20 protein-coding genes are annotated in these 21,138 nt (G+C 71.7%); 11 read left to right on the forward strand and 9 right to left on the reverse strand.

Translation table 11 applies throughout. The annotated features are described in order from the left end of the window. Window positions 1-126 precede the first annotated feature (126 nt). A complete protein-coding gene (locus tag ABTZ99_RS31825; RefSeq protein WP_498773600.1) occupies window positions 127-1,113 on the reverse strand; it encodes an aldo/keto reductase family protein in 987 nt (328 codons plus the stop codon). Window positions 1,114-1,409: 296 nt separating this feature from the next. Here ABTZ99_RS31825 and ABTZ99_RS31830 point away from each other — a divergent pair, with 296 nt between their 5' ends. The 4 genes from ABTZ99_RS31830 (at window position 1,410) to ABTZ99_RS31845 (ending at window position 8,494) form a co-directional block, all read left to right on the forward strand. Then, window positions 1,410-1,937: a hypothetical protein gene (locus tag ABTZ99_RS31830; protein ID WP_498773602.1), complete on the forward strand. Its 528-nt coding sequence runs from the start codon at window positions 1,410-1,412 to the stop codon at window positions 1,935-1,937. Further along, complete coding sequence (locus tag ABTZ99_RS31835; protein ID WP_499616546.1) at window positions 1,934-3,934, forward strand: FG-GAP-like repeat-containing protein; 2,001 nt, start codon at window positions 1,934-1,936, stop codon at window positions 3,932-3,934. Before ABTZ99_RS31830 ends, ABTZ99_RS31835 begins: the two co-directional genes overlap by 4 nt. Before the next feature lie 490 nt (window positions 3,935-4,424). Further along, complete coding sequence (locus tag ABTZ99_RS31840) at window positions 4,425-8,144, forward strand: hypothetical protein (RefSeq protein ID WP_498773606.1); 3,720 nt, start codon at window positions 4,425-4,427, stop codon at window positions 8,142-8,144. Continuing rightward, window positions 8,144-8,494, forward strand: coding sequence for a hypothetical protein (locus ABTZ99_RS31845; RefSeq protein ID WP_498773608.1), 351 nt, complete (start codon window positions 8,144-8,146; stop codon window positions 8,492-8,494). Before ABTZ99_RS31840 ends, ABTZ99_RS31845 begins: the two co-directional genes overlap by 1 nt. An 83-nt stretch (window positions 8,495-8,577) precedes the next feature. On the opposite strand, the gene ABTZ99_RS31850 is transcribed toward ABTZ99_RS31845, so the two are convergent. Beyond that, window positions 8,578-9,210, reverse strand: coding sequence for a DUF3043 domain-containing protein (locus ABTZ99_RS31850; RefSeq protein ID WP_499616549.1), 633 nt, complete (start codon window positions 9,208-9,210; stop codon window positions 8,578-8,580). Between the two features lie 42 nt (window positions 9,211-9,252). Here ABTZ99_RS31850 and ABTZ99_RS31855 point away from each other — a divergent pair, with 42 nt between their 5' ends. From ABTZ99_RS31855 to ABTZ99_RS31865, 3 genes are all read left to right on the forward strand, one after another. After that, window positions 9,253-10,272, forward strand: a complete 1,020-nt coding sequence (locus tag ABTZ99_RS31855; RefSeq protein WP_499616552.1) for a glycerate kinase family protein — start codon at window positions 9,253-9,255, stop codon at window positions 10,270-10,272. A gap of 90 nt (window positions 10,273-10,362) precedes the next feature. Continuing rightward, window positions 10,363-10,737, forward strand: coding sequence for a HesB/IscA family protein (locus tag ABTZ99_RS31860; RefSeq protein ID WP_498773614.1), 375 nt, complete (start codon window positions 10,363-10,365; stop codon window positions 10,735-10,737). Window positions 10,738-10,821: 84 nt separating this feature from the next. Continuing rightward, on the forward strand, window positions 10,822-11,136 hold the full coding sequence (locus tag ABTZ99_RS31865; protein WP_499616555.1) for a PASTA domain-containing protein: 315 nt from the start codon (window positions 10,822-10,824) through the stop codon (window positions 11,134-11,136). A 178-nt stretch (window positions 11,137-11,314) separates the two neighbouring features. Here the strand turns inward: ABTZ99_RS31865 and ABTZ99_RS31870 are convergent, their stop codons facing one another. Both ABTZ99_RS31870 and ABTZ99_RS31875 read right to left on the reverse strand, forming a co-directional pair. Next, window positions 11,315-11,488 carry a hypothetical protein gene (locus tag ABTZ99_RS31870; protein WP_498773618.1) on the reverse strand — a complete coding sequence of 58 codons (174 nt, stop codon included), beginning with the start codon at window positions 11,486-11,488 and terminating at the stop codon, window positions 11,315-11,317. Between the two features lie 73 nt (window positions 11,489-11,561). Beyond that, window positions 11,562-12,740 carry an MFS transporter gene (locus ABTZ99_RS31875; protein WP_498773620.1) on the reverse strand — a complete coding sequence of 393 codons (1,179 nt, stop codon included), beginning with the start codon at window positions 12,738-12,740 and terminating at the stop codon, window positions 11,562-11,564. 81 nt (window positions 12,741-12,821) lie between these two features. On the opposite strand from ABTZ99_RS31875, the gene ABTZ99_RS31880 reads away from it, so the two are divergent. Then, window positions 12,822-13,241, forward strand: coding sequence for a MerR family transcriptional regulator (locus ABTZ99_RS31880; protein ID WP_498773622.1), 420 nt, complete (start codon window positions 12,822-12,824; stop codon window positions 13,239-13,241). Between the two features lie 56 nt (window positions 13,242-13,297). Here the strand turns inward: ABTZ99_RS31880 and asnB are convergent, their stop codons facing one another. Continuing rightward, window positions 13,298-15,226, reverse strand: a complete 1,929-nt coding sequence (gene asnB / locus ABTZ99_RS31885) for an asparagine synthase (glutamine-hydrolyzing) (protein WP_498773624.1) — start codon at window positions 15,224-15,226, stop codon at window positions 13,298-13,300. A gap of 207 nt (window positions 15,227-15,433) precedes the next feature. On the opposite strand from asnB, the gene ctaC reads away from it, so the two are divergent. Both ctaC and ABTZ99_RS31895 read left to right on the forward strand, forming a co-directional pair. Beyond that, window positions 15,434-16,366 (forward strand): aa3-type cytochrome oxidase subunit II, encoded by a 933-nt coding sequence (gene ctaC, locus ABTZ99_RS31890; protein ID WP_498773626.1) that lies wholly within the window; start codon window positions 15,434-15,436, stop codon window positions 16,364-16,366. 12 nt (window positions 16,367-16,378) lie between these two features. After that, a complete protein-coding gene (locus ABTZ99_RS31895; RefSeq protein WP_230566755.1) occupies window positions 16,379-16,795 on the forward strand; it encodes a cytochrome c oxidase subunit 4 in 417 nt (138 codons plus the stop codon). 60 nt (window positions 16,796-16,855) lie between these two features. Here the strand turns inward: ABTZ99_RS31895 and ABTZ99_RS31900 are convergent, their stop codons facing one another. Both ABTZ99_RS31900 and ABTZ99_RS31905 read right to left on the reverse strand, forming a co-directional pair. After that, window positions 16,856-17,524: a lysophospholipid acyltransferase family protein gene (locus ABTZ99_RS31900; protein WP_498773628.1), complete on the reverse strand. Its 669-nt coding sequence runs from the start codon at window positions 17,522-17,524 to the stop codon at window positions 16,856-16,858. Window positions 17,525-17,591: 67 nt separating this feature from the next. Beyond that, the gene (locus ABTZ99_RS31905; RefSeq protein ID WP_499616562.1) at window positions 17,592-18,488 is read right to left on the reverse strand and encodes an MBL fold metallo-hydrolase; all 897 of its coding nucleotides are present in this window, start codon (window positions 18,486-18,488) and stop codon (window positions 17,592-17,594) included. A gap of 82 nt (window positions 18,489-18,570) precedes the next feature. Between ABTZ99_RS31905 and ABTZ99_RS31910 the strand changes: the two genes are divergently transcribed. Further along, window positions 18,571-19,422: a LysR family transcriptional regulator gene (locus ABTZ99_RS31910; RefSeq protein ID WP_499616564.1), complete on the forward strand. Its 852-nt coding sequence runs from the start codon at window positions 18,571-18,573 to the stop codon at window positions 19,420-19,422. Window positions 19,423-19,615: 193 nt separating this feature from the next. Here the strand turns inward: ABTZ99_RS31910 and trpD are convergent, their stop codons facing one another. Continuing rightward, a complete protein-coding gene (gene trpD / locus ABTZ99_RS31915) occupies window positions 19,616-20,668 on the reverse strand; it encodes an anthranilate phosphoribosyltransferase (RefSeq protein ID WP_498773634.1) in 1,053 nt (350 codons plus the stop codon). A gap of 7 nt (window positions 20,669-20,675) precedes the next feature. Then, window positions 20,676-21,086 carry a hypothetical protein gene (locus ABTZ99_RS31920; RefSeq protein ID WP_498773637.1) on the reverse strand — a complete coding sequence of 137 codons (411 nt, stop codon included), beginning with the start codon at window positions 21,084-21,086 and terminating at the stop codon, window positions 20,676-20,678. Window positions 21,087-21,138: the final 52 nt, after the last annotated feature.

Below are 21,138 nucleotides of genomic sequence, written 5' to 3' on the forward strand. Positions count from 1 at the left end.
AACGCTCGGCTGGGACACCCCAGCCGAGCGCTTCGCTACCCTTCTCGCCACCACCACCTAGCAGCGGTGTTGCGATCACCCCTGGAATTCGCCCGTCCCGTGCGGGGCTTCGCGAGGTGGCGCGCGTCAGGGGGTGACGGTGAACCGCGGGTCGGACTCGACGACGCCTTCGAGCACGTCGTCGATCTTCTTCAGCAGCTCGTCCTCCAGCTTCACACCGGCGGCCTTCACGTTCTCGTGCACCTGCTCCGGGCGGGACGCGCCGATGATCGCGCTGGCCACGTTCGGGTTCTGCAGGGTCCACGCGACCGCGAGCTGGGCCAGCGACAGACCGGCCTCGTCGGCCAGCGGCTTGAGCTGCTGGACCTTGGTCAGCACCTCGTCGCGCAGGAAGCGCTGGATGAACTTCGACCCGGTCTCGTCGGTCGCCCGCGAGCCCTCCGGCACCGGCTGCCCCGGCAGGTACTTGCCGGTCAGCACGCCCTGGGCGATGGGCGACCACACGATCTGGCTGATGCCCTCGCGCTCCGAGGTCGGCACGACCTGCGACTCGATGACGCGCCACAGCATCGAGTACTGGGGCTGGTTCGAGATGAACGGCACGTTCAGCTCACGCGCGAGCGCCGCGCCGCGGGCGATCTGGTCGGCGTTCCACTCGGACACGCCGATGTAGAGGGCCTTGCCGGAGCGGACGACGTCGGCGAAGGCCAGCATCGTCTCCTCCAGCGGCACGGACTTGTCGTACCGGTGCGCCTGGTAGAGGTCGACGTAGTCGGTCTGCAGCCGCTCCAGCGAGCCGTTGATCGACTCCATGATGTGCTTGCGACCGAGGCCCTTGTCGTTCGGGCCGCCGGGGCCGGTCGGCCAGAAGACCTTGGTGAAGATCTCCAGCGACTCGCGGCGCTGGCCGGTCAGCGCGCGGCCCAGCACCGACTCCGCCTTGGTGTTGGCGTAGACGTCGGCGGTGTCGAACGTGGTGATGCCCGCGTCGAGCGCGGCCCGGACGCAGGCCGTCGCCTGGTCCTCCTCGACCTGGGACCCGTGGGTGAGCCAGTTGCCGTACGAGATCTCGCTGATGTTCAGGCCACTGCGGCCGAGGCGTCGGAACTCCATGCGGCCAAGCCTAGTACCGGGTCGTTCGGGTTGCTAATGAACTCTCCTCCGGGTCGGGACCTGGGCGTTACGCGAGCGCGAGAAACGGTCTGTGAGGTGTCCCACGTCGATTCGAGCGGTGCCATATGAGCTACTTGACCTCGGCACGGCTGGGGACGTGCGGTCTGGGGGAAGGCGCGGTGGACGTTCCCGCGGGTTCGGCGGCACGCCGGACGGTGATCTGAGGACCGCGGCACCCGGCTGCGCCGCTGTCGACGTCCGGCACTCGCCGAACAAACAACCTGGAGGCTATCCAGATGATGTCGTTGTCGCGCGCCCTCGTGACCGCGGTGGCGGTCGGGGCGGTGGTGTCCGGGGGCGTCCTCGTGGCACACGCGAACCAGACCACCGCGGCCGACGAGCAGCAGTCGTTGGTGGAGGACTACGCCTACCCGGGAAAAGAGAGAGTGGAACTGGAGTACGGCTTCAGACTCGTCGCCGGCGACGGGCACGTCCTGCACGTGGATTGCGCGCAGCCGCCGAGCGGCCCGGTGAGGTTCATCGAGGTCTACTCGTCGGACCTCAACGTCGGCCGTAACGACGAGGGCCGCGTGTGCTTCAAGGTCCTCGACACCGGCTACGTGACCATGCTGCTGCCCGACGTCTACGAGATCCGCGGCGACGGCTACGAGCCGGGCGCGGGTCACAACGGCACCGCCGAGGTGGTCGGCGAATCCGGGCAGCACAAGACCGTGGCGTTGGACCCGGACGGCAGCATCCAGGTCGGCATCGGCACGACCGGCGGCACGCCGGAGACGCTGCTGCGCTTGGAGGTCCAGCGTTGAGCACCTCGATCGGGAACCGGCTGACGCGCTGGACGGCGATGACGGCGGCGGGCGTCGTGGTGGCGGGCTTGCTGACGTCGGGCTCCTCGCAAGCCGTCTCCGGCGGCAACGTCGTGCCGGACGGCTCCTACCAGTTCCTCGCCCGGATCAGCGCCGCGGGCAAAGTGTGCTCGGGCGCGCTGATCGACCCGCGATGGGTGGTCACCTCGGCTTCATGCCTGCCGGAGACCGGGGACGTCGGCGTGCTCGTGGGCGCCGTGGACCTCGGGACCGGTAGGGGGCACCGCACGAAGGTCGTCAAGGTCGTGCGGCACGCCGAGCGCGACCTCGCGATGGTGAAGCTGCTGACGACCCCGACCAACGTCACGCCGATCGCGTTGAGCACCGGTGCGCTGGCGGTGGGCGAGACGGTGAAGGTCGGCGGGTTCGGCCGCACGGCGACCGAGTGGGTGCCGAACCGCCCACACGTCTCGTCGTTGACCGTTTCGTCGCTGAACACCGCGGACGCGGTGTTGACGGGTCCGGCGGACACCTGCAAGGGCGACGCCGGTGGTCCCGCATTCCGCGAGGTCGGTGGGGTCCCGCAGTTGGTCGGCGTGCACAGGACCTCCTGGCAGCACGGTTGCCTGGAGGTGACCGAGACCCGCCAGGGCTCCACGGAGACCCGCGCGGACGACCTCGCCGGCTGGTTCCAGGCGCGAATGCTCGAAGTGTCCGCGACTCCCGCGCAGCGGCACGCCATCCACCTCAACTGGACCCCGCGCGACTACCAGTCGTTCCGGGTGTACGCGTCGCAGTCTGCGGACGTGCCGGTCGGACCCTCCACCCTGGTCGGCACGGTCACCACCCGGTCGTTCACGCACACCGCCCTGGCGGCTGAGCAGACCTGGTACTACCGGGTGGTCGGGGTCAAGGACGGCCAGGCTTCGGAGTCGGAGGTGGTCTCCGCGACGACGGCGCTGCCCACCCGTAGCGACTTCGACCACGACGGCGACGACGACATCGCCGCCGTCTATGACTCCGGTAACGACCGGACGCGGGTGCCCGTGTGGCCCGGCGGCCCGGCCGGCATCGGCCTGCCCGAGTTCAAGTGGGACAGCGGCGCGGGGCAGTTCACGGCTTCGCAGGCCCGCTGGGTCACGGGTGACTTCAACGGTGACGGTCGGGCGGACCTCGGCGCGTTCTACAACCGCAGCGGTGGCGAGACGGCGCTGGTGGTGCTCTACTCCAACGCCACCGGGTTCGACCCGTGGGTGGAGAAGTGGAACAGTGGTCCGGAGAACTGGCTGGCGCAGTCCGCCAAGGTGGTCTCCGGTGACTTCAACGGTGACGGGCGCGTCGACATCGCCGCGTTCTACGACCTCGGCGGCGGCGTGACGCGGCTGTACCTGTGGCAGGCCGCCGCCACCGGCTTCGCGCCGCCGGTGTTGAAGTGGGACAGCGGTCCGGGCAACTTCGAGCAGTGGCGGGCCACGTTCGTCACCGGTGATTTCAACGGTGACGGCCGCATGGACATCGGTGCGGCCTACGACTACGGCAGCGGGACGACCGGGTTGTTCGTGTTCCACGCCAACGCCACCGGGTTCGCGCCGTTGGCACCGCAGTGGAACAGCGGCGCGGGGAACTTCTACGGGGAACTGGCCCGCTGGGTCCCCGGTGACTTCAACGGTGACGGTCGGGCGGACATCGCCGCGCTCTACAACTACTCCGGCGGCTCTACCTCGATGTTCGTGTTCTACGCCAACGCCAACGGCATCACACCGCCGGTGCTGAAGTGGAGCAGCGGCGCGGGGAACTTCTACGCGGAACTGGCCCGCTGGGTCGCGGGTGACTTCAACGGTGACGGCCGGGCCGACATCGCTACCTTCTACAACTACGACGGTGGCGTGACGCGCGCGTTCGTCTGGTACGGCAACGCCACCGGGTTCGACCCGATGGTGCAGCAGTGGGACGGCGGCCCGCAGAACTGGGAAGCCCAAGGGGCGCGGATCCTGTGACAGTCCCGCCGGCGAGACGACCGGCGCGGGCGACCGGGCCGTCCGGCTCGATCACCGCGCCGGGTGACCGCGTGATCCACACGCGGGAGCTGGTGGCGACCTGGTGCGCTTCCGGTACGACCTCCCGGCCCGGGAGCGAGGGCAGCGCCGGCGCTGGTTCGAGCGCTCCGACAACACCGACGGCAGCGCGCGTGGCCCAGCGGACGCGGTGTCGTGGCCGGAACGCCGAGCGCTACGCGTCCGCCGAGCCGGACTTCCACCTGCTCGTGCCCTGACCGGTCGTGCCGGCGGACACCTCACGGCTGAGGTCCGCCGGCTCGACCGCTCCGCGTCCCGGGCGGTCGCGCCGCATCCGACGGCGACGACGTCCGTGCCGCAACCCGGTGGGCCGATCGGCCCACCGTCGACGTCGGGTGCGCCGGGCGCACCCGGGAATCCGGGGGAACGTGTGAACCGTCGTGGTAGACGTCTGCGCTTCACCAGCGTGGTCATGGCCTTGGTCGCACTCGCGGGCACGCTCGTCGTGCCGGCCGCGTCCGCCGAGACCGGCCACACCGCGACCGATCGCGGCCGGGCGGAACTCATGTGGCGCCTCGGCGGTCCTGCCCTGCGGGAAGCCGCGGGCCGGGCGCTGATCGGCGACGACACGTCCGTCCGTGAGTTCCTGGCCAACGGCTGGCAGGCCGCCGCGGACGCGGATGACCGCCGTCGGGTGACCGCGATGCTCGACTCCAGCGGCTACGTGGTGAAGGACGCCGCCCAGCGCGCGCTGGACGCAGGCACCGCGGAGGCGGTGCGCACGTTCCTGGAGAGCGGCTGGGTGACGCCCCGCCGGCAGGACATGCGCATCCGCGTCAACCAGATGATGTCCATCGGCGGCGCTGAGCTGCGCGCCGCCGCCCAAGCCGCGCTCGACGCAGGGACCGACGAAGCGCTCCAGACCTTCATCGACACCGGCTGGCGCGCGCCGCAGACCGCGGACCTGCGCATCCGGGTCAACCAGATCATGTCCGTCGGCGGGCCGAAGGTTCGGGAGAAGGCCCAGGTCGCGCTGGACCTAGGCACGCAGGACGCGTTCCAGGAGTTCCTGGACCTCGACTGGCCGGTCGCGCAGGCGCGTGACCAGGAAACCGCGACCATCGCGGAACTCGCCGGCGTCGCCAAGGTCGCGGGTGAGCTGGCCGCGCAGGAGACGCAGGCCGCCAAGGACGCGGGTGACCGCGCGGTGGTCGAAGCCGAGTTGGCCAAGCACGCCGCGCTGCGGGCGGCGGAAGCGACGCGGAACGCCCAGGGCAATGCCGCCGAGGCCGCGGCGGCCGCCGGTGTTGCGGCGGACGCCGCCGACCGCGCCGCCACCGCGGCCCGGGACGCGGTGGGTGCGGCGAACTCCGCCGGCAACGCCGCGTGGATCGCCGCTGGCGCTGCGGCCCGTGCCGCCACGGCCGCCTCGATGGCGGGCAACTCCGCGGTCAAGGCGTACTCGGCCGCCATCGCGGCGACGGTGAACGCGAGCGACGCCGCGGGCGCCCGATCGGCCGCCCAGGCCGCGCGGGACAACGCGGCGAGCGCCGACACCGCGGGTCAAGCCGCCCTCGCCGCGCAGTCGGCCGCGTTGAACGCGGGCGTCGCGGCGTCCTCGGCCAACAGTGCCGGGCAGCAGGCGGGCGCGGCGGCGCAGGCCGCGATCGACGCGGGCAACTACGCGGCCCAGGCCGGCGCCGATGCGAGCGTGGCCACCAACGCGGCCGCGACCGCCCGCGCGATGGCCGACCGCGCCACCCGGGCCGCCGCGGCTGCCACCGCCTTCGCGGCTGTGGCCGCCCACGCGGCCGGCCAGGCGGGCGCCGCTGCCCAGCGTGCCTCGGAAAACGCCATCGCGTCGGCCGTCGCGGCGGAAGAGGCTGCCGCGCACGCGGGTAACTCCGCCGACGCCGCGGCAGCCGCCACCCGGCACGCCAACGCGGCCTCCGCCGCCGCCCAGACCGCGGTCGACGCCGCGGTGCAGGCCCGCGAGATCTTCGACGCGGCCCGCACCGCCGACAGCGAGCGGTTGGCCGTCCAGGCCGACCAGGCCCGCGCCGCCGCGGTCACCGCCAGGGACTCGATCCGGACGGTGCCGGCCGCGCCCGCGTGGGACGCCGACCAGGCAGCCCTGCGTGACGCCGAGACCAACCGGCTGATCGACGAGGCGGTGGCGAACCCGGCGCTGGCCGTGGCCAACGGCCGCAAGGTCGCCCTGCGGTTGACCGGCTCGGCCGGCCCGTGGACCAAGGCCGCCGCCGGCGCCGCGCTGACCGGGTCCGACGACGAAGTACGCGAGTACCTGCGCGCCGGCCTGGCCAAGGCCGCGGGCCAGGACGACCGCGTGACGCTCGGGACCGTCGCCGACCAATCCGGCAGCCAGGCGCTCAAGGACGCCTCAGCCGCCGCGCTGAACGGCTCGGATGCGGACGTCACGCGTTTCCTGCGTGAGCGCAACTACCCCGGCCGCGACAGCGAGGACCGGATCAAGGTCAACCAGGTGCAGGCCGACGCCCGTGCCCAGAACCGCGTGGTCACCGTGAACGCGGCCCAGCGGGCGCTCGACGCGGGCACCGGCACGGCCTATCGCGACTTCCTGGCCAAGGGCCAGTACACGGCCTCGACCACCGACGACCGGATCAAGGTCAACCAGATCGCCTCCGCCCCGGACAGCGGTCCGGAGACCAAGGCGATGGCCCAGGCCGCCCTGGCCGGCCCACCGGTCACGATCAAGCGGTTCCTGGACGTCGGCCGGTTCACCGCGATGCGCCACGACGCGGACTCGGCGGCGCACCAGGCCGAGGTCTCCGGACACCTCGCCCAAGCGGCGGGCGCCGCGGCCACCGCGGTCAAGCACAGCTTCGACGCCCAGGCCGCGGCGGCGCTCGCCCGTGACGCGGCCGCCGAGGCGGCCGGCTACGCCCAGCAGGCGCAGATCTCCGCCGACGAAGCGGCAGGTTACGCCCAGGACGCGCACGAGTCGGCTGTGGCGGCCGAGCAGTCCGCCCAGCGCGCGGCCGATTCGGCCCGCACCGCCCGCAACGCCGCCAACTCGGCCCGCGCTTCCGCCGGGCAGGCCACCCGGTCGGCGGTGTGGGCGCAGGCGTCCGCGACCCAGGCCGCCGGGTTCGCCAACGAAGCGGTGGGCAGCGCCCGGCACGCGTACGAGCAGGCGGTCGCGGCGAACGAGAGCGCCGCCGCGGCGGTCGCGGCGGCTAACGAGGCGTACGACCAAGCCGTCCAGAAGTCGAAGGACGAGATCGTCCAGGCCGCGCTCGCCCAGCACGACTACTGCCAGGGCCGGTACTACTACGACCAGGCGAAGATGGACGACTGCATCCGGCAGATCACCGCCACGCCGGAGGAGCAGACCGACCGGGCGATCGAGAACGGCCACCTCTGCGACGTGCTGTTCGGTGAGCAGCGGACGAGTGCGCTGTTCAAGAACTGCGTCGCGAGCGTCCTGCGGCCGGACTTCACCGCGCGGCTCGAAATGCAGTTCGCCCAGCCGTTCATCGACCTCATGAACGCCGCCGCCACGACCCTGACCGTCGCGGCGGTGGTCGGCGGGGTGGTCCTCGCGGGCACGCTGTGCGCGGCATCCGTGGTCTGCGGTGGTCTGGCGCTGGCTTTCGCACCGGACGGGATGGCCTTCTTCCCGTCGTGGGTCGCGGGCGTCTACGGGTCGTCGGCGACGGCGCTCATCGGTGTCTCCACCCTCCGCCAAGTCGCGTCGTTGCAGGGCATCAAGATCGAGGCGAGCGTCGTGGAGGCCGCGATCGCGCGGCAGACCGCGGCCACCGCCCGGCTGTCGGAGGCGGCGAGGCAGCAGGCGCTCGGCTGGGACTTCGCCAAGCAGCAGTTCATCCAGCAGGAACTCGACGTCGCGCTGTACCTGGAGCAGAAGCTCGGCTTGACCCTCATGCGGTGGCCGCACGCGAAAGGGCCGGAATGGGTGGACGGGCGGAACGGTTACATCTGGGACACGATGGCGGCCCGCGAGCACTTCATCGACGCCGAGATCGCGTCGGGCAACTTCGAGCGGAGCATCTTGAAACACCTGACCAAGGCGCACTACGTCCCGATCGACGTGCGCACCTTGAAGCCCTATCAACTCGACGCGCTGCGCGCGTTGATCAAGCCGTACTCGCCCCGCGTGTTCATGGTCCTGGAAGGACAGCCGCTCTGATGTCAGGTGACGTGTTCTTCCGAAGGGTGGGCGAGAGCCGCGACGAGGAGGAGTCGTGGGATACGTCGAGAGCGGGGCTCTGGTGGCTCATGCGCTTCATCGCCGAGCGGGTCGGCGACCCGGTGGCCGCTGCCCGGCTCGCCAAGTCCGTGGATCAGGAGCTGGGCTGGCTGGACTTCGGCTCCTACACCGATGACGAGGTGCGGGAGATGGTGCGCGTGATCCGCGACGACCTGCCACCGGTGGTGGAGGTCGAGTGGCCGCCGCCGGACGAGTACGGCGCAGGGGCCAACTTCCGTGAGCTGATCGAGCAGACGACCAGGTGGGCACGGGCCCACGGCCTGCTCTGACCTGATCGCACGACGTGATTCGTTACGGAAAGCCATCATTCCCGCTACATGCCGTAGCGGGAATGATGGCTTTCCGTGGTCGGTCAGACCTTGTCGCCGGGGCTCACCCGCGGCTTGGGGACGCGCAGGCGGCGCAGCTGGCTCGCGCGGATGAACGAGTACCAGCCGATGGACAGGCCCCGGGTCGTGTCGTTGGGGAACTTCAGCCGCACCCGCCGGTTCACCATCCGGCCGAGCACGAAGCCCTCCACGATCATCGCCAGCAGCATGAACGTGGTGAGCAGCGTCGCGTACTGCTGGACGGCCGGCATCGGCACGAGCAGCGCGACGAACACCAGGATGGCCAGCGGCATGAACAGGCCCATGAGGTTGCGCCGCGAGTCGACCACGTCGCGGATGTAGGCCTTCACCGGGCCGCGGTCGCGGGGCAGGAGGTACTTGTCCTCGCCCGCCATCATCCGCTGCCGGCGCTCGGCCGCCGCCGCGCGGCGCTCCTCCTTGGACACCTTGTTCCCGCGCGCCCGCTTCAACGCCTCCCGCTGCGTCCGGGGCGGCGGCGGCACCGGGCCGCGCCGCTTGCCCTCGGCCTCGCGTCGCTTCGGCGTGGGCCGCCCCTTGCCTGGCGTGCGCGACGGATCGGCCGGGTTCACCTCCGCGGGAGCGTCCTCGGTGGTGGTCTCGGCGGCTTCGTCGGCGTTGCGGCGCAGGAACCTCACCACACCAGAGTAGGAGATGCCCCGATAAGTACTGTTCGCGAGGTGCGAGTTGTCATTGCGCCGGACTGCTTCGGCGGCACGCTGACCGCGCGTGAGGTCGCCGAGGCCGTGGCCGAGGGCTGGCGCCGCACCGCTCCCGACGACGACCTCCGGCTGCGCCCGCTGGCCGACGGCGGGCCGGGTTTCGTGGACGTCCTGCACGCCGCGCTGGGCGGCACGCTCCACACGACGACCGTCACCGGACCGCTCGGCGCGCCCGTCGAGGCGACGTGGCTGGAGCACGACGGGTCCGCGTACGTCGAGTCCGCCCAGGCCTGTGGCCTGCACCTCGTCCCCGTCGACGAGCGCGCGCGGGCCGCCGAGACCGCCACCACCAGGGGTGTCGGCGAGCTGGTCAACGCGGCCGGCGACGCCCTCGTGCACACGATCGTGGTCGGCCTCGGCGGCTCGGGGACGACGGACGGCGGCGCGGGGCTGCGGGAGACCGTCCGCGCCGTCACCGCCCGGCTGGTCGCCGCCGCCGACGTGGAGAACCCGCTGCTGGGCCCGCACGGCGCCGCGCGCACGTTCGGCCCGCAGAAGGGCGCGTCACCCGAGGCGGTGGCGCGGCTGGAGGCGCGGCTGGCGGCGATGGACGAGTTGGCCGAGGTCCGCGACCGGCCCGGTGCGGGTGCGGCGGGTGGCCTCGGAGCCGCGCTGATGGCGCTCGGGGCCGAGGTGGCGTCCGGCGCGGGAATGGTGCGGGAGCTCACCCGGTTGGATGAAGCGCTGGACCACGCCGACCTGGCCGTGACCGGTGAGGGGAGCTTCGACTGGCAGTCGCTGCGCGGGAAGCTGGTGACCGCCGTGGCCGGTGGCGCGGCCGAGCGCGGCGTGCCCTGCGTGGTGCTCGCGGGCCAGGTCACGGTGGGCAGGCGGGAGGCAGCGGCGGTGGGCGTGCAGGAGTCGTACTCGGTGGCCGAGCACTCCGGATCGGTGGAGCGCAGCCTCGCGGACCCGTACGGGACGCTGGCCGACCTCGCCGCCCGCGTGGCGAGGCAGTGGTCACACTCCCGGCCGTGACGTCTGTGCGACCATGGGGGTAGGAACAAAGCGGGTACTTCCCGTGTTGCCCGGAGATAGATGCCCGCAAAGGACCTCTGAGGGAGAGCCATGACGACCGCTCAGGACGCAGTCACCACGACTCCTGACGCCCCGCCCACCCACGGCGTGACGCTGACCGAGGCGGCTGCCGTGAAGGCCAAGGCGCTGCTGGACCAGGAGGGGCGCGACGACATGCACCTGCGCATCGCCGTCCAGCCCGGTGGTTGCGCGGGGCTACGTTACCAGCTGTTCTTCGACGAGCGCACGCTCGACGGTGACGCGCTGCGCGACTTCAACGGCATGAAGGTGGCCGTCGACCGCATGAGCGCGCCGTACGTCGAGGGTGCCGTGATCGACTTCGTCGACACGATCGAGAAGCAGGGTTTCACGATCGACAACCCGAACGCCGGCGGTTCGTGCGCCTGCGGCGACTCGTTCCACTGATCGACCCGCTGGACCGCGGTTCACGGAGAGGCCCCCGCCACGGCGGGGGCCTTTTCCGTTGCTCCGGGTGGGACGCTGGCGACCATGACGCACGCGGAAGTGCCCCACTTAGTAGGCCTGACCGTCCGGCAGGCGCGGACGACGGGCCACGACGCGGGTGTGGTCGTGACCTCTCGTCACCTGGACGGGCCGCCGCTGGGCGAGCTGACCTGGCCCGGGATCTGGGTCGTCACCGCGCAGGACCCCACCGCCGGCCGACGGGTGCGCCGCGGCACGCCGGTCATGATCGACTTCGAGGAGCGTCCCGACGAGGGCGGCGCGGGCGACCGCGAACCACGCCACCCACCGCCCACGCAGGACGAACTCGAGGCCGACCCGATCGAGGACCACGCCGAGTGAGCGACGGCGCCTTGCCGCCGGGCTCTGGTCAGCCTTGCCGAGTGAGTCTCGGCGCCCGCGTCGGCCGCGTGCGTGACCCGGCGTCGGCCGGACGCGCTCGGGAACTGCTGGAGGTCGCTCGGCTCGTGCGGACCGCCGCCGACGCCGTGCGAAGGCTGAAGCGCGTGCGGTCGCAGCTTCAGACGTAGGCGTCCAGGTCGGCGACCTGGGCGTAGTTGGCGTCGTCCACCCGCCACGGCGTCGCGGCCCCGGGCTCGGGGTGGGGCTCGGCCTCCGCGCCGCGCAGCTCGCGCGGCAGGTCGGTGCAGTCCTCGATCAGTTCGGCCAACGTGTCCGCCTCGGTGTTCCTCACATCGGCGACCGTATTCGTGCCGAGGGCTTGACAGAAGCCCTACCGGGCGGTAGTACCGCTCGGTAGGGCCCGCTCACACGTGTGCGGCCAGCGGTGTGGGTGCGGTGGACGTTGCGGGACGGGCGGTCACCTTGCCGACCACCAGGGCCACCGCCACGCCCAGCACGGTCGACAGGCCGCCGACGGTCCCGACCCACCGCAGGCCGAGCCCGCTGGTCAGCACCACGCCGCCGAGCATCGGGCCCAGCGCCGCGGCCACGTTGAACGCGGAGATGTTCACCGAGGCGACCAGCCCGGCCGCCGAACCCGCCTGCCCCATCAGGTAGGTGTGGATCAGCGGACCCGCCGTGAACGCGCTCGCGCCCAGCACGAACACGCTCACCACGGCCGCCACCTTGCTCTCCAGCATCAGGCCCTGCGCCAGCAGCATCACGCCGAGCACGGCCAGCGGGATCGGCAGCACGCGGGCGATCCGGTCCGGCGCCACCTTGCCCGCCAGCGTGCTGCCGACGAGCGTCCCGAGGCCGTACACGAGCAGCACGCCGGTCACCCAACCCGGCTCGAAACCGCTCACCTCGCGCAACGCGGGCGCCACGTACGTGAACGCCGTGATCAGACCGGTGAACGACAGGATCGTGGTGGCCAGGCCCAGCAGCACGGTCCGCCTGCCGAACGCGAACAGGCTGGCCCGCACGCCGGGTTCCGGCTCGTGCGCGACCTTCGGCGTGCCGAGCACGACCCCGACCAGCCCGATCGCGGTCAACGCGCTGACCAGCACGAACGACGCCCGCCAGCCGTAGTTCTGGCCGATCAGCGTGCCGAGCGGGATGCCGAGGATGGTGGACAGGGCGACACCGTTGACGACCTTGGCGATGGCCGCGGTCTGCTTCTCCGGCGGCACGGCGGCGATGGCGATCTGGGACGCCACCGCGAAGAACAGGCCCTGGGCGAGCGCGGCCACCATGCGCGCGACCATGAGCAGGGTGTAGTCGTCGGCCAGGGCGCTGCCCAGGGACGCCACCAGGGCCAGCGCCATGACGGAGATCAGGAGCTTGCGACGCGCGATGCGCCCGGTGAGCACGGTGAGCACCGGACCGCCCAGGGCGACCGAGATGGCGTAGGCGGTCACCAGCAGGCCCGCGGTCGGCACGTCGACGCCGAGGTCGGCGGCCACCTCGGGCAGCACGCCGACGATGATGAACTCGGAGGTGCCCACCGCGAAGGCGCTGAGCATCAGGATGAAGGCGATCACGACGACGACGCTAAAGTGTGACACTGACGTCAGGGTCAAGGTTGCGTGATCAAGCGCTCTTCTGGACAGGGGTGGGAATAAGTGCTGATCGGGGAGCTCGCGGAGAAGACCGGCGCCACCGTGCGCATGCTGCGCTACTACGACCAACAGGGCCTGCTCACGCCCCAGCGCACGGATTCCCGCTACCGCGTCTACGACGAGTCCGATGTGGAACGCGTCCGCAGCGTCCGCTGCCTCATCAACTCCGGCCTGAACGTGCGCCTGGCCAAGCTGGTGCTCGCGCACGCGTTCGACCAGGACGTCCAGCTGCCCGAGGACGAGGCGGGCTGCGTGCCCCTCCTGCGCATGCTCAACGACGAGCTCGCGTCCGTCGAGGGCCGCATCGAGCAACTGGCCCGCACCAAGGAGCACCTGACCAGGCTGGTCGGCGACGTCAGCCGGATCATGGCCGAGAAGGCCGACGCGAGGTGCGAGTCGGAACCGGTGCAGAAGGCCGGCTGAGACCACGCGCGAAGGCCCCCGGCACGCGCGCGCCGGGGGCCTTCACCGCGGGGGAGCTAGAGCTTGACGGGGTAGTGCGGCTCGGGGACGACCGGGCGGATCCGGCCCTCCACGAAGATCCCGTGCCAGATCATGAACACCAGCAGCGCCCAGATCCGCCTGCTGTGGTCCGCGACACCCGACCGGTGCTCCTCGATGATCCGCAGCACCGCGCCCTTGTCGAGGTACTGGTCGGTCTGCGACTGGCGCACGGTCTCCACCGCCCAGTCGTGCATCTCGTCCTTCAGCCAGTGCCGGATCGGCACCGGGAAGCCCAGCTTGCGCCGGTTGAGCACGTGCGCGGGCACGATGTCGCGGATCGCCCGGCGCAACGCGTGCTTGGTCGTCTCCTTGGTGAGCTTCAGCTCCGACGGCACCTGCGACGCGATCCGGAACACCTCGGGGTCCAGGAACGGCACCCGCAGCTCGAGCGAGTTCGCCATCGTCATCTTGTCGGCCTTGACCAGGATGTCGCCGCGCAGCCACGTGAACAGGTCCACGTGCTGCATCCGGGTCACCGGGTCCCAGCCCTCCGACTCCCGGTACACGTGCGCCGTCACGTCCTTGTGCGACACGCTCGGGTCGTACGTGCGCAGCACCTGCTGGATCTGGTCGTCCATGAAGATCCGCGCGTTGCCGTAGTAGCGCTCCTCCAGCGTGAGCGCCCCGCGCCGCAGCAGGTCCTTGCCGCGCACGCCCTGCGGGATCTTCGTGGACACCTTGCCCATGGCCTTGCGCAACGCGCCCGGCACCTTCTCGAACGGCGCCAGCGACAGCGGCTCGCGGTAGATCGTGTAGCCGCCGAACAGCTCGTCCGCGCCCTCGCCCGACAGCACGACCTTCACGTGCTCACGCGCCTCGCGGGCGATGAACCACAACGGCACCAGCGCGGGGTCGGCCACCGGGTCGTCCAGGTACCACGTGATCAGCGGCAGGGCGTCCATCATCTCCTGCGCCGTCACCGCCCGGACCACGTGCTTGACCCCGATCGCGGCGGCAGACTCGGCGGCCACGTCGATCTCGGAGTAGCCCTGCCGCTCGAACCCCGTGGTGAACGTGATCAGGTCCGGGTTGTGCTCCTTGGCCAGCGCCGCGACCACGGTCGAGTCGATGCCGCCGGACAGGAACGAGCCGACCGTCACGTCCGCGCGCATGTGCTTGGCCACCGAGTCGCGCAACGCCTCGGTGATCTCGTCGTACAGCCGGTTCTCGTCCGCCTCGCCGCGCACCGCGCGCGGCCGGAACGTGGCCGGGAAGTACCGCTCGACCACCGGCTTGCCGCCCGGCTTGAGCGTGAACGACGTGCCGGACTCGATGCGGTGGATCTCGCTCTGCAGCGACTCGGGCTCCGGCACGTACTGCAGGATCAGGTAGTGCTGCAGCGCCTTCTCGTCGACCTTCGGGCGGATGCCGATCGCCGGCGCCAGCTCCAGCACCGACTTCTTCTCGCTGGAGAACGCCACGCCGCCCGGACCGGCCGCGTAGTACAGCGGCTTGATGCCGAACGGGTCGCGCGCGCCGAAGACGACCCGGCGCGCCTTGTCCCAGATCAGGAACGCGAACATGCCGCGCAGCCTGGCCACGGCGGCCGGGCCCCAGTAGTGGTAGGCGGCCACGATCGTCTCGGTGTCGCCGTCGGTGGCGAACACGGCGCCGAACTGCTTGGTCAGCTCCGCGCGCAGCTCCACGTAGTTGTAGATCTCGCCGTTGAACAGGATCGCGTAGCGACCCTGCTGGTCGTGCGGACCCCAGTGCAGGGGTTGGTGCGAGTGCTCGATGTCGATGATGGACAGGCGGTTGAAGCCGAAGACGACCTCACCGCCCTGCCAGGTGCCGCTCTCGTCGGGGCCGCGGTGGCGCATGCAGCGCAGTGCCCCCGCCACCGCCGAGCGCGCCCGCTCGGCCTCGTTCTCGCCAGGGCAAACCAGTCCTACCAGGCCGCACACGCCGTAAACACCCTTCGTGTCGTGTGGAGAAGACTCCAGTATGCCGGGGGGCCGGTGTGTGACCGAAACTGCACTCCAAGGGGGCAGCCCCCGACGGGTGACGCGCCGTGCGCTGAGCTACGCTCCCGCATGATCCGGCATGGGGCGCTTCCACGTCCCTGCCTGCGAGCTTTTTGACGTTGAGGGCGACTGAGGAGGCGGCGAGCAGTGGGCCTGAAGGAGGGCACCAGGGCAGCCCGGCTGGCGAAGGTCGGCGGGCTGGTCGGCCTGGTCGGCGTCGGGGCCACGGGTTGCTCCACGGAAGAGGTGCTGCGCTTCGGTTGGCCGGTGGCCGTGACGCCGCAGGCCGAGGCGATGCGCGAGCTGTGGACCTGGTCGGTCGTCGCGGCTCTCGCGGTCGGCGTGATCGTGTGGGGCCTGATCCTCTGGTCGGTCGCGTTCCACCGCAAGAAGAGCGAGGAGCTGCCCCGCCAGGTCGCCTACAACCTGCCGCTGGAGCTCGTGCTGCTGGTCGTGCCGACGATCATCGTCGCGGTGTTGTTCTACTTCACCGCGGTGACGCAGAACTACGTCACCGACAAGTCCAAGACCCCGGACGTCACGGTGGACGTGATCGCGTTCCAGTGGAACTGGGAGTTCCAGTACCCCCAGTTCAAGACCGAGACCGCGGACCTGCCCGTGAGCACCGTCGGCACGTCCGGCGAGATCCCGCTCCTGGTGGTGCCGCAGGGCAAGTCGATCCGCTTCAACCTGCGGTCGACCGACGTCATCCACTCGTTCTACGTGCCGGAGTTCCACTTCAAGCGGGACGTCTTCCCCGAGCCGGAGAAGAACAACCAGGACAACTCGTTCCAGATCGACCAGATCGACCGGACCGGGTCGTTCGTCGGTCGCTGCGCCGAGCTGTGCGGCGTCTACCACGCCGTGATGAACTTCGAGGTCAGGGCGCTGGAGTCGGCCGACTTCGACCGGTACATGCAGCTGCGGCAGGAGACGAACCCGGACACCGGGCAGCCCTACAGCGCCGCCGAGGCGTTGACCGAGCTGGACTGCGGTGAGCTGTGCACGCCGCACGCCGTGACGACCAAGCCCTTCGACACCGACCGGACTGTCCGCGAGGCGTCCGACGGTGGGAAGTAGGAGGACGCTGCGATGAAGGTCGAAGCCCGCATTTTTGACTTGGTGATGGCGTTCTCGTTCCTGATGGCCGTCGTGTACGGCTACTGGACCTGGGCGGACACCGGTTTCGTCGAGCCGACCGGCACGGTGGCGCTCGCGCTGACCGGCGGGTTGGCGCTGATCGTCGGCACGTACTTCCGGTTCGTCGCCCGGCGCATCGAGGTGCGGCCCGAGGACAACGCGGACGCCGAGGTCAGCGACGGCGCCGGTGAGCTGGGCTTCTTCAGCCCCGGCAGCTACTGGCCGATCGGCCTCGCGGCGGCCGCCGCGACGGCGGGTGTCGCCCTCGCGTTCTGGCACATCTGGCTGCTGGTGATCGCCGTGGTGCTCGTGCTGATCGCCGTCGGCGGTCTGGTGTTCGAGTACCACACCGGTCCGAGCCACGACTGAGCCCGACGTCGACGAAGGGGCCCACCTCGCGAGGTGGGCCCCTTCGTCGTGTCCGGGCCGTCAGGCGGCGGCGTTCGAGCTCTGGTAGCTGTCCACGTACTCCTGTTCGGACAGCTCCAGGATGCGGTAGACGATCTCGTCGGTGACCGAGCGCAGCACCGGCAGCGACTCCTGCATGCCCGCGTAGCGGTCGAAGCGCAGCGGCTCGCCGAACCGGACGGTGATCGGGCGGACGCGGGGCAGCCTGCGGTCGACCGGCTGCACCTGGTCGGTGCCGATGATCCCGACCGGGACGACCGGCGCGCCGGACTCCAGCGCCATCCGGGCCACGCCGGTGCGACCGCGGTGCAGGCGGCCGTCCAGCGAGCGCGTGCCCTCGGGGTAGATGGCGAACGCGCCGCCGCGGTCGAGGATGTCCTTGGCGGTGTCCAGCGACGCCCTGGCGGCCCGGCCCAGGCCCCGGCGCACGGGGACGTGGCCGAGGGAGCCGAAGAAGTAGCGGGACAGCGCGCCCTTGGCGCCCTTGCCCTCGAAGTACTCGGCCTTGGCGAGGAACGAGACGCGGCGCGGCACCACCATCGGGATGACGACGCTGTCGATGAACGACAGGTGGTTCGGCGCGAGGATCACCGGACCGTCGGCGGGCACGTTCTCCAGCCCTTCGACCGTCGGCCGGTAGACCAGCCGCGCCGTGGGCGCCACCACTCGTTTCATCACCGTGTAGAGCATGTGGACAGCATGACTGGCCCCCGTTGCGCGGCGGTGAAAAGGTGGCCGCAATCTCTGGCGCGGTCGTTCACGCGGGGTGCTCGGCGCACAGGCAGCCGACGCCCTTCCCGATCCACTCGCGACCGGTCCACCCGGGGTGGCGTTCGACCATCAACGCCTCGACCTCCGCGGCGATCGCCTGTTCGCCCATCGCCGAACCGCGGCGTGCCCACGTCTCGTCGCGCAGCAGCCTGAGGTAGTCGCGGACGTCGGCGAGCAGCCGCGCGTCGCCGACCTCGCCGTGACCGGGCACGACGGTGCGCGCGCCGGTCGCGGCGAGGCGTTCCAGCACCGCGAGCCAGCGGGTGCCCGAGACGTCGGTGTCGTGCGGCGGGAACCACGGGAAGATCGCGAACTGGCCCGCCTCCACCAGGTCGCCGGTGAACAGCACGTCCGCGTCCGGCACCCGGACGACCTGGTCGCCCCGGCTGTGCGCACGGCCCGTGGCGCGCAGCTCCACCACCCGGCCGCCGAGGTCCAGGGTGTGCTCGCGGTCGTAGACGACGTCGGGCCGCACGAGCTCGACGCCGACGAGCCGCCGGGCGACCGACTCGCCGAGCCCGCGGAACATCTCCAGGTAGCCGGGGCCCTTCCGCGCCAGGTCGTCGGCCTGGTCGCGGTTGAGCAGGAAGGTCGCCTCGCCCGCGAAGACCTGCGCGCCGAACGCGTGCTCGGGGTGGAAGTGGGTCGTGGTCAGGTACAGCCTGCGGCCGCGGGCGTGCTCGACCGCGAACTCCAGCACGGCTTCCGCGTTGCGCACGCCCAACCCGGTCTCGACCACGAGCACGGAGTGCGAGCCGCCGATGACGCCGATGTTGGGCACGAGCGGCACGCCACCGTCCGGGACCACCACGAGGTCACGGGCGAGGTCACGGGCGTCGGAGACCCGCACGGCGGGGTCGGGCAACGAAGTGGGTCCGGTCATGCGACCAGTCCACTCCGGACCGGGTGGAGGCGTCCAAGACCCGTACCGCACCGCCGATACCGCCCCGGTATCGTCGCCGGTGATGGACCTCCGCGAGCTGCGCTACTTCGTCGCCGTCGCCGAAGAACTCCACTTCGGACGAGCCGCCACCCGGCTGCACATGACCCAGCCGCCGCTCAGCCGTGCGATCAAGCAGCTCGAAACCGAGCTCGGCCACGTGCTGCTGCACCGCTCGCCGGCCGGGGTGGCCCTCACCCCGGCGGGCGCGTCGCTCTACGACGAGGCGCGCACGCTGCTGGCGCGGGCCGACGAGGTCCGCGCCAAGGTGGCCGCCGCGGCGGGCGCGGAGACGATCACGATCGGCACCCTCGCCGACAGCGCCGAGCAGGTGGGCGCCCGGCTGGCCGCCACCTACCGCGCGCGCCACCCCGGCGTGCGGGTCCGGATCCGCGAGGCGGACTTCGCCGACCCGACCACGGGGCTGCGGGCGGGCTTGGCCGACGTGGCCCTCACCAGGGCGCCGTTCGACGACACGGGCATCGTCACGCACGTGCTGCGCAGCGATCCGGTCGGCGTGGTCCTGCGCGTGGACGACCCCTTGGCCGGCCGGGGGAGCGTGCACTCCGACGAGTTGGCCGACCGGCGGTGGTTCCGCCTGCCGGAGGGCGCGGACCCGGTCTGGCGGGCTTATTGGAGCGGCGGGAAGCACCGTGAGGGACCGGTCGTGCGCACCGCGCACGAGTGCCTGCAAGCCGTGCTGTGGAACGGCTCGGTGGGGTTGGCCCCGCTGGGCCACGCGCTGCCCGAGGGGCTCACCACGGTGCCGCTGGTCGACCTGCCGCCGAGCCGCCTGGTCGTGGCCTGGGTCGGCGCCGAACCGGGCCCGCTCGTGCGCTCGTTCGCCCGCATCGCCGCGGCCGCCTACGGCGCGTGAGCGTCGCAAGAGGACCGCTGACGACGACGGCTCGGGCGTTCACCCGGCCGCTGGCCGCTGGGGGTTGGTCGACGGCTCGGGCGCGCACCTGACCCGCCTGGGTCACCTGACCGCCGGGGTTGCCCGGCCGCCTGGGGCACCCGGCCGCGCGGGCGTTCACCCGTCGGTTCGGGCGGTCACGCAGCCGTCGAGGTCACCCGTCCGCGAGGGACGCCTTCAGCTCCGACGACCGCGCCGCCCACCGCCGCAGCAGGTCCGCCGCCGCGCCGGAGTCGATCGCCGCGGCGGCCCGGCCCATCGCGCCGGCGAGGTCCGCGTGCAGGTCGCCCGACAGCCCGCCGTGCGCGGCGAGCGCGCCCGCCGCGTTGAGCAGCACCGCGTCCCGCACCGCGCCCGGCTTCCCGGCCAGCAGGTCGCGCACGACCTCGGCGTTCACCGAGGCGTCGCCGCCCTTGAGGTCGTCGGCCAGCGCCGGTGCGATGCCCAGCGCCGACGGGTCGATCCGGTCGGTCCGCACCTCGCCGCCGTCGGCGACCCAGACCGACGTCGTGGTGGTCGTGGTGATCTCGTCCATCCCGTCGTCACCGCGCACGACCAGCACGGTGTTGCCCCGACGGGCGAAGACGCCCGAGATCAGCGGCGCGAACGCCACCCGGGCGCACCCCACCAGACCGACCTTCGGCTGCGCCGGGTTGGTCAGCGGGCCGAGCAGGTTGAACGAGGTCGGGATGCCGATCTCGCGCCGCGGCGCGCCCGCGTGCCGGAAACCGGGGTGGAACACCGGCGCGAAGCAGAACCCGATGCCCAGCTCCTCCACCGTCTGCTGCACGCCCAGCGGCGGCAGGTCGATGGCCACGCCGAGCGCTTCGAGCACGTCCGCCGTGCCGCACTTGGACGACGCCGCGCGGTTGCCGTGCTTGACCACCGGCACGCCGGCGGCGGACGCGACGATCGCCGCCATGGTCGAGATGTTCACCGACCCGGAGTTGTCACCGCCCGTGCCGACGATGTCCGCCGCGCGCACGTCCACGGTGAACCGGCGGGCGTGCCGCAGCATCATCGTGGCGATGCCGTCGACCTCTTCCGGCGTCTCGCCCTTGGCCCGCAGCGCCACCGCGAACGCGGCGATCTGCGCGGGCGTCGCGGCGCCGGACATCACTTGGTCCATCGCCCACGCCGTGTCGCCCTGGGACAGGTCGACGCGGTCGACGAGCTGGTTCAGCAGTAACGGCCAGGTGCGCTCCACGGCGACCTCAGCCCCGGACGGCGGGCAGCGCCGTCGAGCGCAGCACCTCGGCCACGGTCTCGGCGGCGGCCAGCGGGTCGAGCGGGTGCACCAGCACCGCGTCCGCCTGCGACCACGTCGCCAGCCACCGGTCGTCCTTGCGGCGCACCGCGACCACGATCGGCGGGCAGTCGGTGATCTCGTTCTTCAGCTGCCGGGACAGGCCCATGCCGCCGGTGGGCTGCGCCTCGCCGTCCAGGATCGCCAGGTCGACGCCGCCGTTGTCCATCTCGTACAGGACGTCGGCGATCTTGCCGACCTCGACGTACTCGACGCGACCCAGGTCGGGCGCGGGTCGGCGGCCCACCGCAGTGATGATCGTCTCACGCACCTCGGGGCGGTGGCTGAACACCAGGATCCTGGTCGTCTGCGTGCTCATCGGCGCGATCCTCCGGCGGGTCGGGGTGCGAGGTGACCCAGATGTTATCCGG

The organism is Actinosynnema sp. NPDC002837 (assembly GCF_040295345.1).
GTDB lineage: Bacteria > Actinomycetota > Actinomycetes > Mycobacteriales > Pseudonocardiaceae > Actinosynnema.